The organism is Streptomyces sp. NPDC051684, assembly GCF_044453445.1.
GTDB lineage: Bacteria > Actinomycetota > Actinomycetes > Streptomycetales > Streptomycetaceae > Streptomyces.
Genome location: NZ_JBITCS010000042.1, coordinates 1,906 through 14,441, shown reverse-complemented (window position 1 = coordinate 14,441; position 12,536 = coordinate 1,906). Strand labels below are relative to the sequence as shown.

Here is a 12,536-nt window from a genome sequence, read left to right as displayed (position 1 = left end):
TGCGGCCGTATTGTCTAAGGGTCCCCGCCGACCCACCGGGTCCACCCTGCCAAGGAGCCCCCCATGACCGCGCCCGTCGTCCACTCGCTTCGCGATCAGATCCGCGAGCACATCGTCGAGGGGATCGTCAGCGGCCGCTGGAAGCCGGGCGAGCGCATCGTGGAGCGCCGGATCGCGACCGAGCTGGAGGTCTCGCAGACCCCGGTGCGGGAGGCGCTGCGGGAGCTGGAGTCGCTGCGGCTCATCGAGTCGGCGCCCAACAAGGGCGTGCGCGTGCGGAACCTGTCCGCGGCGGACCTGGAGGAGTCCTACCCCGTCAGGGCGGGCCTGGAGGCCATCGCGGCCGAGCTGGCGGCCGAGCACCTCGCCGAGGACTGCTCGGCCCTTGAGCCCCACGTGGAGGCCCTCTACAGGGCCGACCAGGAGGCGGACGGGACCGCGCAGGTGCGGCACACGGTCGCCTTCCACCGGGCGCTGGTGCGGGCGGCGGACAATTCGGTGCTGCTGCACACCTGGGAGGGGCTCGGCATCGAGGTCTTCACCGCGCTGTCCATCCGCTGGCTGGGCACGGTGCAGCAGTCGTACGCGGAGGAGCACGCCGACCTCGTCGCCGCGTTCCGGCGGCGTGACCCGGAGATCGCGGCCCTCGTGAAGGCCCACGTCCTGGGGTGTGCGCCGCGCGCATGAGGCGTCACGTTCCGCAGCTCTGACCAGGCACTGCGTGCCAAGTATGGGCCCCCAGCACAGACACCCTGTGCCGACTTTCTTGATCTGAAGAGGTTTTGGGGGTGAATCCTTTGATCGATCATCGATCAGGGAGTTACAGTCGCCGACGGGTCCCCACCGGGACCTCGCCCTGTCCTGCCAAAGACAACGGGCACCCCCACCCAACCCCTTTCGACTCAGGAAGGCGTGCGGCGACTATGACCGACCCCATGCGCATCCAGCCGAGCGAGCTCGACCAGCTCCCGGACCGCGACCCCGAGGAGACCGCCGAATGGCAGGCCTCCCTGGACGCCGTTACTCAGGCGGCCGGGCCGCACCGCGCCGCATACCTCATGCGGCGGACGCTGGAAGGCGCCGAAGCGGGCGGCCTGGCGCTGCCGAAGCTTCTTGAGACGGACTACCTGAACTCCATCCCCACCCCCGCCGAGCCGGAGTACCCGGGCGACGAGGAGATGGAAGCCAAGATCACCGCGTACAACCGCTGGAACGCGGCCGCGATGGTGACCCGCGGCTCGAAGCACGGCGTCGGCGGCCACATCGCCACCTTCGCCTCCGCCGCGTGGCTGTACGAGACGGGCTTCAACCACTTCTTCCGCGGCAAGGAGGGCGACGGCTCGGGCGACCAGCTCTACATCCAGGGCCACGCCTCGCCGGGCATCTACGCCCGCGCCTTCCTCGACGGCCGCCTCTCCGAGCAGCAGCTCGACAACTTCCGCCGCGAGGCGGGTGGCAACGGCCTGCCGTCGTACCCGCACCCGCGCCGGCTGCCCTGGCTGTGGGAGTTCCCGACCGTGTCCATGGGCCTCGGCCCGCTGTCCGCCGTCTACCAGGCGCGGTTCAACCGCTACCTGACCGCGCGGAACATCAAGGACACGTCGAACTCGCACGTCTGGGCGTTCCTCGGCGACGGCGAGATGGACGAGCCCGAGTCGACCTCGGCGCTCACGCTCGCCGCCCGCGAGGGTCTGGACAACCTGACCTTCGTCATCAACTGCAACCTGCAGCGCCTGGACGGCCCGGTCCGCCCGAACTTCCGCGTGGTGCAGGAGCTGGAGGCCCAGTTCCGCGGCTCCGGCTGGAACGTCATCAAGTCCATGTGGGGCAACGCCTGGGACGAGCTCTTCCAGCTCGACACCACCGGCGCCCTCCTGCGCCGCCTGCGCGAGGTCCCGGACGCCCAGTTCCAGACGTACCAGACCCGCGACGTGGCCTACATCCGCGAGAACTTCTTCGGCACCGACCCGGCGCTCATCGAGCTCGCCAAGGTCCTGTCCGACGACAAGATCTCCGAGTGCTTCCACACCTCGCGCGGTGGCCACGAGCCCCGCAAGGTGTACGCGGCGTACAAGGCGGCCGTCGAGCACAAGGGCAAGCCGACCGTCATCCTGACGCAGACGGTGAAGGGCTTCACGCTCGGCAAGGGCTTCGAGTCCAAGAACGCCAACCACCAGATGAAGAAGCTGACGATCGACGAGTTCAAGGGCATGCGTGACCTCCTTGACCTGCCGATCCCGGACAGCCGCTTCGAGGACGGCGTCGTCCCGTACGCCCGTCCCGCGGAGGACTCCCCCGAGCTGCGCTACCTCGCCGAGCGTCGCGCCGCCCTCGGTGGCCCGGCCCCGGCCCGTCGTACGCAGCCGCTGGCGCCGCTGCCCGCGCCCGCCGACAAGGCGTTCGCGTCCTTCGACAAGGGCTCCGGCTCCCAGTCCGTGGCCTCGACGATGGCGCTCGTACGCCTCCTGAAGGACCTCGTACGGGACAAGACGTCCGGCAAGCGCTGGGTGCCGATCATTCCCGACGAGGCGCGCACCTTCGGCATGGAGTCGCTGTTCCCGTCGCTCGGTCTGTACTCGCCCAAGGGCCAGACGTACGACCCGGTCGACCGCGACCAGCTCATGTACTACAAGGAGTCCGAGTCCGGCCAGATCCTCAACGAGGGGATCAACGAGGCCGGTTCGCTCGCCGACTTCATCGCCGCCGCCACGTCGTACTCGACGCACGGCGAGCAGATGATCCCGCTGTACATCTTCTACTCGATGTTCGGCTGGCAGCGCACGGGCGACCAGTTCTGGCAGCTCGCCGACCAGATGGGCCGCGGCTTCGTCGTCGGCGCCACCGCCGGTCGTACGACGCTGACCGGTGAGGGCCTCCAGCACGCGGACGGCCACTCGCCGATGATCGCGGCCACCAACCCGGCGGCCCTCTCCTACGACCCGGCCTTCGCCTACGAGATCGCGGTCATCATGAAGGAGGGCCTGCGCCGCATGTACGGTGAGGCCAAGCCGGGCGAGGACCAGGACGTCTTCTACTACCTGACGGTCTACAACGAGCCGATGCCGCAGCCGGCCAAGCCGGCCGTGGACGGTCTCGACGAGGCCATCGTCAAGGGCCTGTACCGCTTCAACACGGCGGAGACCGCCGGTGTGGACGTGGCGGCGGCGAACGCCCCGCGCACCAACCTCATCGGTTCCGGTACGGCGATCCACTGGGCGCTCAAGGCGCAGCAGCTGCTCGCCGAGGACTGGGGCGTGGCCGCCGACGTGTGGTCCGCGACGTCCTGGACCGAGCTGCGCCGCGACGCCCTGGAGGCCGACGAGGCGCTCCTGGAGGGCGAGGAGCGCGTGCCGTTCGTCCGCCAGGCGCTCGCCGGCGCCGAGGGCCCGGTCCTCGCCGTCTCCGACTACATGCGCCAGGTCCCCGACCAGATCGCGCAGTGGGTCGACCAGGACTACACCTCGCTCGGTGCCGACGGCTTCGGCCTCTCGGACACCCGTGAGGACGCCCGCCGCCACTTCGGCATCGACGCCGAGTCGATCGTCGTCGCGGCCCTCGCCCAGCTCGCCCGCCGCGGCGAGGTCAAGGCGACGGCCGTGAAGGAGGCGCGCGAGCGCTACGGCCTGTAAGGGCTGCTGAGCAGTAAACGAGGTACGTGTGCGTGCCCCGTCCCGATTGCCGGGGCGGGGCACGCGTGCGTGAATGGACGCGTCCGCTCCGGGGACCCGTTCGCGTCCGTTCGCTGTCTTGGGAGGCGTACCTCCAGATGAAGATCTCCAAGACCCCCTCCGCGCCCTGCTGGGCCGAGCTGTCGACCACCGAACCGGAGGCGGCCAGGTACTTCTACGAGGCCCTGTTCGGCTGGCGCACGCGGTCGAGCGACGACCCCACGGTGGGCGGGCACGGCAGGTTCTCGCTCGACAGCCCGGACGGGCCGAAGGTCGCCGGGGTCGGCCCGGTCATGCGCCCCGGGCAGCCCGCCGCCTGGCTGCCGTACTTCCAGTCCAGCGGCATCGACGCGGTCACCGCGCGCGTGCGCGGCAACGACGGCCGGGTGGTGTCGGGCCCGATCGGTGTGCTCGACGAGGGCAGGCTCGCGGTCTGCCAGGACCCGGCGGGCGCGGCGTTCGGCCTGTGGGAGCCGCAGGAACACGCCGGGTTCGAGGTGGTGAACGTGCCGAGCAGCTTCTGCTGGTTCGAGCTGCTGACGCGGGACGGGGCGGGCGCGGTGGACTTCTACCAGTCGGTGCTCGGCTGGGGCGCCCAGCGGCACGAGGGCTACACGGAGTGGAGCGTCGCCGACGAGCCCTTCGGCGGCATGGTCGACATGTCGACCGGCCAGTTCCCGCCCGAGGTGCCCTCGCACTGGAATCTGTACGTCGCGGTGGACGATCCGGACGCGGTGGCCGAGCGCTGCACGGAGCTGTCCGGGCAGGTCCTGGTGGCGCCCACGGACATCGAGCCCGGCCGGTTCGCGATGCTCGCGGATCCGCAGGGCGCGGCGTTCTCGGTGATGCGCTTCGCGGCCTGAGCCGCCGGCACCCTTCGTGCTGTTCGTGCTGTTCGAGCGGGTCCCGTTGTCAGTGGGGCGGTTCATGATGGCCGTATGCGTGCTGCCCGCCTGATCAAGATGGTGCTGTTGCTCCAGTCCCGGCCGTCCATGACCGCGGCCGAGCTGGCGCGCGAGCTCGAGGTCTCCGAGCGGACGGTGACGCGGGACGCGCAGGCGTTGTCGGAGGCCGGGGTTCCGGTGTACGCGGACCGGGGGCGGGCCGGCGGGTTCCGGCTGATCGGCGGATACCGCACGCGGCTCACGGGGCTCGCGCGCGGCGAGGCGGAGGCGCTGTTCCTCTCGGGGGTGCCGGGGGCGCTGCGCGAGATGGGCCTGGAGGACGCGGCGTCGGCGGCGCATCTGAAGGTGTCGGCGGCGCTGCTCCCCTCGTTGCGGGACGCGCCGCGGACGGCGGCGCAGCGCTTCCATCTGGACGCGCCGGGCTGGTTCAAGGAGCAGGAGACGCCCGCGCTGCTGCCCGCGATCGCGGAGGCGGTGTGGGAGGACCGGGTGGTCCGGGTGGCGTACCGCCGCCAGGACACCGATGTGGAGCGGGAGTTGGAGCCGTACGGGCTCGTGCTCAAGGCGGGTGTCTGGTATCTGGCGGCCGCGGTGCGCGGGGCGGACACGTTCCGGGTGTACCGGGTCGACCGGTTCACGGCAGTGACGCCGGCCGACGAGCGGTTCGAGCGGGCCGAGGGGGCGGACGCGTTCGACCTGCCGGCGTTCTGGGAGGAGCGGGCGGCGCAGTTCGCGCGGGCACTGCTGCGGTCGGAGGTCGTCGTGCGGCTCACGCCGTCGGGCGTCCGTCAACTGCCGTACGCGACGGATCAGGCGTCCGCGCGTGAGGCGCTGGAGTCGGCGGGGGAGGCGGACGCGGAGGGGCGGGTGACGGTGACGCTGCCGGTCGAGTCGGAGGACGTGGCGTACACGCAGCTCATGGCGCTCGGCCCGGAGGCGGAGGTGGTGGCTCCTGAGTCGCTGCGGGAGCGGTTCGCGCTGGCCGCGCGGCGGATGCGGAGGTGGTACGGCTGACGGGTCGTGCCCTCGGCATGTGCATGCATAACGAAGTGGAGCAGCTCCGGCGCTCGGCGTGCGCCCCATCGGTACAGGGCCGATGCTGGTCCCGTGATGGACGAGACCGAGTTCTGGGAGATCGTGGACAGTACGCGTGAGGCCGCGGGCGGCGACCCCGAGGATCATGCCGAGCTGCTCGTCGAGCGGCTGCTGCGGTCCGATCCGGACTTCGTGCTCGACTTCGCCCGGCACTTCGAGTCCCGGTACAACCGGGCGTACCGGTGGGACCTTTGGGGCGCGGCGTGGGTGCTGCTCGACGGAGCGAGCGACGACGCCTTCGACTACTTCCGGTGCTGGCTGATCGGCCAGGGCCGGGAGGTGTTCGAGGGGGCGCTGCACGACCCCGACTCGCTGGCCGAACTCCTCGACGACTTCGACGACGAGGCCGACGGGGACGGCGAGGAGATCGGGTATGCGGCGGACGAGGCGTACGAGCAGTTGACGGGTGTGGTCGCCCCGGACCTGGGCCTGGCCCCCGCGCCACCGGAGCCCGAGGGCACGCCTCTGGACTTCGAGGACGACGGGGTGATGGCCCGCACGTATCCCCGCCTGACGGCCCGGTTCGGCTAGGGCCTGATCCAAACGACAGGCCCTAGGCGCCGGGGCTCCGCCCCGGACCCCGCTCCTCAATCGCCGGAGGAGCTTGATCGTGCAGCCCGGATGGCCTGATCCACTCCCGGGTGGGCGAACTCGAACCCCGACTCCAGCAACCGCGTAGGCACCGCACGCGTCGACCCGAGAACGTCCCCCGCCATCTCACCGAGCACCGCCCGCAGGGCGAAGGACGGCACGGGCAGCACCGCAGGCCTCCGCAGGACCCGCCCCATCGCCTCCGTCACCTCCCGGTTCGTCGCGGGCTGCGGCGCCGTCAGGTTCACGGGGCCCGCCAGGTCCCCCGTGTCCAAGAGGTGCCGCAGCGCCGCCACATGATCGGCGAGCGCGATGTACGACCAGTACTGCCGGCCGTCCCCCAGCCGCCCGCCGAGCCCCGCCTTGAACAGCGGGAAGAGCTTGCCCCAGGCGCCGCCGCCGCGGGCCACGACGAGCCCCGTCCGCGCGAACACCGTGCGGATCCCCGCCTGGTGCGCGGGCGCCGCCGCGGCCTCCCACTCGACGCACACCGACGGCAGGAACCCGTCCCCGGCCGGCGCCGTCTCGTCGACGGTGCGGGCCCCCGTGTCGCCGTAGTAGCCGACCGCGCTGCCGTTGAGGAAGACGCGCGGCGGCGTGTCCAGGGAGGCCGCCGCCCGCGCGAGCGTCTGCGTGCCGAGGACCCGGCTGTCGCGGATCTCCCGCTTGTACGCGGCCGTCCACCGGTGGTCGCCGACCCCCGCCCCCGCGAGGTTGACGATCCCCGCGCAGCCGACGAGCCGCGACGTGTCGACGTACCCCTCCTTCGGGTCCCAACGGGCCTCGTCCGCCGCCCGTGGGGCGCGCCTCACCAGGCGCACCACGTCGTGCCCGTCGTCCGTCAGGGACCGGACCAGGGCCGAGCCGATGAGTCCTGAGGCGCCCGCCACCGCAAAACGTGTCATGGGCCCATCCTGCCCCTCGTACAGTCGGCCGCATGTCAGCCCCCGAAGGCTCCGAGGCCCACATACGTTTCGCCGTCCCCGAGGACGCGGCGGCGCTCGACCGTCTCGACCGCGAGACCTGGTCGTATCTCCACGCTGTGACGGCGCCCGCCCCGGGCCCTTCGCCGTTCTTCAACGAGCGTTTCGGTCCGCGCGACCACCTGGTCGCCGAGCTCGACGGCCGGGTCGTGGGGTACATCCGCCTCGGCCTCCCCACGCCCCTGGAGACGAACGCGCACGTGCGGCAGATCATGGGGCTCGCGGTCGACGACGCGGCCCGCGGGCGCGGCACGGGCCGGGCCCTGGTGCGGGGCGCGATCGAGCTGGCGCGGCGGCAGGGCGCACGCCGGATCACGCTGCGCGTCCTCGGCCACAACACTCCGGCCCGGAAGCTGTACGCGTCGGAGGGCTTCGTCGTCGAGGGCGTGCTGCCCGAGGAGTTCCTGCTCGACGGGGCGTACGTGGACGACGTGCTGATGGGACGGGCGCTCCCGGCCCGTCGCGCCCCGGTCACGGCGTGCGACGGGCCGCGAGTCGTTGCAGGGTGAGATGACACCTCCGGCGCGAAGGGAGCCGTAGCCCGCATGAGCTGGCCCGTGGCGCGCCGCAGGGACGAGTCCCAGCATGCCTGGCTGCGCGGGGCGCCGCCGCCGAGCTGGGTGCGCTGGCTCCCTTTCGTACTGCTCGTGGCCCTGTACGCGCTCCAGGCGATCACGCGCCACCGCTTCGAGCTGGCGTTCCTCCTCGGGGCCATCCCACCGCTCGCCGCCCTGACGTGGGGTCCCGCGGTCACGGCGCTGTTCGGCGGCTGTGTCGTCCTGCTCCTGAATCTGCCCCGCATCGGCTTCGGGCGCCCGGGCAACAGCGACGTGCTGACCGTGGCGTTCGTCGCCGTGCTCAGCGTGATCATCGCCTGGGTGCGCAGCCGCAGGGACGAGCAGCTGGTGACGGTGCGCACGGTCGCGGAGGCCGCCCAGTTCGCGGTGCTTCCGCCGCTGCCCGAACGGGTCGGCGCCGTGCGCTGCGCGGGCCTGTACCGGGCCGCGCACCGCGGCGCCCTGGTCGGCGGCGACCTCTTCGACGTGCGCAAGGGCCCGGCCGGTGTGCGGGCGGTCGTCGGCGACGTACAGGGACACGGTCTGTCGGCGGTGGGCACGGTCGCGGGGCTGCTCGGCGCGTTCCGGGAGGCGGTGCTCGACCAGCCGGACCTGGAGGGCGTGGCGGCGCGACTCGACCGGCGGCTCGTGGTGGACACGTCGGAGGACGAGCACGCGGAGCTGTTCGCGACGGCGGTGCTGCTCGAATTTCCCGACCCTGCCCCCGGTGAGGCCCCCGTCGTGCACCTCATCAGCTGCGGCCACCCGCACCCGCTGCTGCTGCGGGACGGGCGGGTGACCGAGCTGGACGTGCCCTCGGGCGCGCCGCTCGGCCTCGGGCTCGCGGAGCTCGCGCCGCCCAAGCGGCTCACGGTCGAACTGCGGCCCGACGACCGGCTGATCGCGCCGTCGGACGGGGTGACGGAGGCCCGGAACCGGGACGGCGAGTTCTATCCGCTCGCCGACCGGCTTCCGCAGTTCGCTGGCGAGGACCCGGCGGCCCTCACGGACGCGGTGTGGCGGGACGTCATCCGGTTCGCGGGGGCCGTCAGGGACGACCTGACGCTGCTCGTCTTCGCCCCTCTCGTGTCCGCCGCGGACGCCACGCGGACCCCGGACGTGCCTCACGAGGCGTGAGGTGTGAACGTAGGCGCATGAAGAACCCGGGACTCCCGCGCCGCCAGGGACACCGCCGAGCCGCGGCCACCGCCTCCGCACTGCTGCTGCCGCTCGCCCTCTCCTCGTTGTCCGCCTGTTCCGACGACGACGGCGCGACCAATCCGCCGCCCACGGCCTCGCCCGCCGCGACGGCGAGCGGTGCCCGCTGTGCGACGGACCGGTCCCCCGACGACCACGGCCCGGACGCGAAGCCCCGCGCGACGTCCGCGTACACGGTCGACGACAAGTCCGTGAAGTCGAAGGCCCAGAAGGAGTTCAAGACGACGAAGCCGGACGAGTCCGCGCTGCTCGTGTCCGGTTCCGGGAAGCTGACGACGCGCGACGGGAAGTTCATCAAGCACGGCGGCACGTCGTCCGTCACCGCGTCCGACGGGCACGGTCTCAACGCTGCCGCGCTCGCCCGCGACGGCGGCACACTCACGATGTCCGGCGGCCGAATGTCCACCCGGGACAAGGGCGCGATCGCCGTCTTCGCCTCGGGCGAGGGCTCGAAGGCCACGATCAGCTCGGCCGGCATCCGTACCCACGGCGCCTCCTCGCACGGCGTGGCGGCCGCGCACGGGGGCGAGCTCGACCTGACGTACGTGGAGATCGACACGGCGGCCGCGCAGGCGGCGCCGGTGGCCGTAGGGCCCGGCGGCGGGAAGGTCACGGTGTCCGGCGGCACCATGACCTCGGCGGGCTGCGGCTCGCCGGGCGTGCAGACGGCGGGCGACGTGTCCTTGGCGCAGACGCTGTTCGACCTGGCCAACTCGGAGGCGTTCACCGTGGAGGCCGGGGGTTCGCTGACCTTGAAGGACGTCCGGGCGTCCGCGGCGGCGGGCGGTGTCGTGCTGCGGGGCGACGGCAAGGCCGCGTACCGGATGTCCGGCGGGGCGGTCCAGGCATCCGACGGCGACATCTTCTCGGTCCAGCAGGCCGACGCCGACATCACGCTGGACGGCGACGCCGATGTGCAGACGAAGGACGGCAAGCTGCTGCGGATCACGGACAAGGGCACGGCGGCGTTCACGGCGAACGGCGAGAAGCTGAAGGGCAGCGTGGCCGTGGGCGAGGGCTCCTCCGCCACCCTCGACCTCAAGGGCTCCACCGACCTGGACGGAAAGATCGTGGGCGCGGCGTCGCTGACGCTCGGCCCGAAGACCCAGTGGTCCGTGTCCGGTGACTCGCGGCTGAAGGGCATCGAGCTGGCCGGCGGGGCGAAGGTCTCCGACGTGATCGTGGGCAACGGTCACACGGTGACGTACGACAGGGCGTCGAGCCCGGACCTGCACGGCAAGAAGTACCAGCTGGAGGGCGGCGGCACGCTCAAGCCCGCGTAGGGCGGGGCGCTACCGGCGGTGCTGAAGCGCCGCGGCCCGCTCCCTGATCTCGGGCAGCTTCCCCATCAGGGCGAGGCCGGGGCAGAACGTCTCGTAGCCGTCTCGGTGCCCGGAGACCGCGAAGAACTTGTGGGCCGTGCCCGTGCGGTAGCGGGCCAGGTCGTTGCTGGACACCAGGCGCACCCGGGAGCGCGGGTCGATCCCGGACAGGCCCAGCTTCCAGGCGGAGACGGCGGCGATCGCGTCGGTCATCGCCTTCGGCACCGGGGTGCCCTCGGTGAACGTGCCGAGCGCGGCGATCCCCGCGGTGTTCCGGTTGAAGCCCTGGGTGTGGGCGCCGACCACAGGCTTGGCGGCGCCGCCCGCGCGCCCCTCGTAGACCGTTCCGCAGCGGTCGACCAGGAAGTTGTAGCCGATGTCGTCCCACTCCTTGCCGCCCGAGGCGCCGCCGCCCGCCTGCCCCGCGTACAGGTAGCGGATGATGCGCGGCGCGTCCGCGCAGTCGTAGTCGTTCGGCGAGTCGGTGTGATGCAGGAAGACGGCCTGGACGCGGTCGCCGTAGCGGACCGGGTCGCGGTGGTACGTCTTCGCGCCCGCGAGCCACCGTGAGCGCGGCACGATCCGGGGGCGCGCCGCCGGTACCCGGCCGCCCACGGTCGCGACCCGCTGCGCCGGCACCGCGGAGGCCGGCAGCTCGCCGCGGGCCGTGGCCGCGAAGCGCTCGGGTCCCGGCCGGTCGACCGTCGCGGCACACAGCACAAGGAGCCCGACGGCCAGGGCTCCGGGCAGCCAGCGCAACTTTCTCCGTACGACACGCACGCCTCCCACCCTGGGCCCGACACACCCTGTGCGGTCAGCCACAGTGGGCCAGGTGGCGGAACCATCGGGGGCAGTTGGGCGTTTCTTACCGGTATGGACCTCCACATACTCGACGTGCTGCTGCTCGTGGTGGCCCTCGCCTACGCCGTGTCCGGCTACCGGCGCGGACTGCTCGCGGGCTGCGTCTCGCTGGCCGGGTTCGTGGGCGGTGCGGCCGTCGGCGTCTGGCTGCTGCCGTACCTGATGGAGACGGTGACGCCGGGCACCACATCGGCCACGGTCGTCGCCGTGCTCACGGTGCTCGTGCCGGCGGTCGCGGGGCACGGGCTCGCCGGGCTGCTCGCGGCGCGGGTGCGCGGCGGCATGTCGCACGCGCCGGGGCCGCTGCGCGTGGCCGACGGGGTGGGCGGCGGCGCGGCGAGCGCGGTGGCCGTCCTGGTGGTGGCGTGGGTGGCGGGCAGCGTCCTGGTCGCCTCCTCCTCCACGGTCCTCAACCAGGCGATCCGCAATTCGACCGTGCTCGGGACCGTGCAGGACACCATGCCGTCGACGACCCCGTCCTGGTTCTCGCAGGCCACGGGCGCGCTCACGTCGGCGGGCTTCCCGCAGGTCTTCGACCCGTTCGCGAGTGAGCCGCCCGCCAAGGTGGCCAAGCCCTCCGGGGACAACGTGACGGCGAAGGCGACCGCCGCGGCGCAGCGCAGCAGCGTCAAGGTCCAGGGCGCGTCCGGCACCCAGGGCCGCGAGGGCAGCGGTTTCGTCTACAGCCCCGAGCACGTCATGACCAACGCGCACGTGGTGGCGGGCATCGACGACCCGACGGTACGGGTGGGCGGCACGGGCGAGGCGTACGAGGCGAAGACCGTCCTCTTCGACCCCGACAAGGACGTGGCGGTGCTGTACGTGCCCGGGCTCGACGCCCCGTCGCTGCGCTTCGACGACTCGGCCGGGCGCGGCGACGCCGCCGTGGTCGCGGGCTATCCGCAGAACGGCGGCCTCGACCTCCAGGCCGCCACCGTCGACGACACGATCAAGGCGGCGGGCCAGGACATCTACGGCTCCGGGAACGTCACGCGCGACATCTACTCGATCCGCTCCACGGTCCTGCCCGGCAACTCCGGCGGCCCGCTCCTCGACACGGACGGCGAGGTGTACGGCGTGGTGTTCGCCCGCTCCACGACGGACGACGGGACGGGCTACGTCCTGACGACGGACGAGGTGTCCCCCGACGCGCAGCGGGCTGCTTCGGCCACGACGCCGGTGGACACGGGACGGCTCGTGCAGTCGTAGGACCTAGGGCTTGTGGGGGGGGGGGGGGGGGGCCCGGGCGCAGCCCAAAAACCACCCCCACCCCGCGGGGCGGGCCGCGGCCCCCCCCCCCCCCCCCCCCCCCCCCGGGGGGGCCCCGCCCCCCCCC

Annotated in this window: 11 protein-coding genes; 9 read left to right on the top strand and 2 right to left on the bottom strand. The window is 72.6% G+C overall.

Annotation, left to right across the window (positions count from 1 at the left end; translation table 11 throughout):
- Positions 1-63 precede the first annotated feature (63 nt).
- From ACIA8D_RS35265 to ACIA8D_RS35245, 5 genes are all read left to right on the top strand, one after another.
- Positions 64-687: a GntR family transcriptional regulator gene (locus ACIA8D_RS35265; RefSeq protein WP_399238346.1), complete on the top strand. Its 624-nt coding sequence runs from the start codon at positions 64-66 to the stop codon at positions 685-687.
- A gap of 236 nt (positions 688-923) precedes the next feature.
- Positions 924-3,629, top strand: coding sequence for a pyruvate dehydrogenase (acetyl-transferring), homodimeric type (gene aceE / locus ACIA8D_RS35260; protein ID WP_399238345.1), 2,706 nt, complete (start codon positions 924-926; stop codon positions 3,627-3,629).
- Positions 3,630-3,766: 137 nt separating this feature from the next.
- Positions 3,767-4,531 carry a VOC family protein gene (locus ACIA8D_RS35255; RefSeq protein ID WP_399238344.1) on the top strand — a complete coding sequence of 255 codons (765 nt, stop codon included), beginning with the start codon at positions 3,767-3,769 and terminating at the stop codon, positions 4,529-4,531.
- 75 nt (positions 4,532-4,606) lie between these two features.
- Positions 4,607-5,587, top strand: coding sequence for a helix-turn-helix transcriptional regulator (locus ACIA8D_RS35250; protein WP_399238343.1), 981 nt, complete (start codon positions 4,607-4,609; stop codon positions 5,585-5,587).
- A 96-nt stretch (positions 5,588-5,683) separates the two neighbouring features.
- Entirely contained in the window at positions 5,684-6,199 is a 516-nt protein-coding gene (locus ACIA8D_RS35245) for a DUF4240 domain-containing protein (protein ID WP_399238418.1), read from the top strand.
- Between the two features lie 56 nt (positions 6,200-6,255).
- Here ACIA8D_RS35245 and ACIA8D_RS35240 read toward each other — a convergent pair whose 3' ends face one another.
- Positions 6,256-7,164, bottom strand: a complete 909-nt coding sequence (locus tag ACIA8D_RS35240; RefSeq protein WP_399238342.1) for a TIGR01777 family oxidoreductase — start codon at positions 7,162-7,164, stop codon at positions 6,256-6,258.
- 32 nt (positions 7,165-7,196) lie between these two features.
- Here ACIA8D_RS35240 and ACIA8D_RS35235 point away from each other — a divergent pair, with 32 nt between their 5' ends.
- Genes ACIA8D_RS35235 through ACIA8D_RS35225 form a run of 3 tightly spaced genes read left to right on the top strand, consistent with a single transcriptional unit; the run spans position 7,197 to position 10,300 of the window.
- A complete protein-coding gene (locus ACIA8D_RS35235) occupies positions 7,197-7,751 on the top strand; it encodes a GNAT family N-acetyltransferase (protein WP_399238341.1) in 555 nt (184 codons plus the stop codon).
- A gap of 36 nt (positions 7,752-7,787) precedes the next feature.
- Positions 7,788-8,936, top strand: a complete 1,149-nt coding sequence (locus ACIA8D_RS35230) for a PP2C family protein-serine/threonine phosphatase (RefSeq protein ID WP_399238340.1) — start codon at positions 7,788-7,790, stop codon at positions 8,934-8,936.
- Between the two features lie 17 nt (positions 8,937-8,953).
- A complete protein-coding gene (locus ACIA8D_RS35225) occupies positions 8,954-10,300 on the top strand; it encodes a hypothetical protein (protein WP_399238339.1) in 1,347 nt (448 codons plus the stop codon).
- Between the two features lie 9 nt (positions 10,301-10,309).
- On the opposite strand, the gene ACIA8D_RS35220 is transcribed toward ACIA8D_RS35225, so the two are convergent.
- Positions 10,310-11,119: a peptidoglycan recognition protein gene (locus ACIA8D_RS35220; protein WP_399238338.1), complete on the bottom strand. Its 810-nt coding sequence runs from the start codon at positions 11,117-11,119 to the stop codon at positions 10,310-10,312.
- A 93-nt stretch (positions 11,120-11,212) separates the two neighbouring features.
- On the opposite strand from ACIA8D_RS35220, the gene ACIA8D_RS35215 reads away from it, so the two are divergent.
- Complete coding sequence (locus ACIA8D_RS35215) at positions 11,213-12,409, top strand: MarP family serine protease (protein WP_399238337.1); 1,197 nt, start codon at positions 11,213-11,215, stop codon at positions 12,407-12,409.
- The last annotated feature ends 127 nt before the right edge of the window (positions 12,410-12,536 follow it).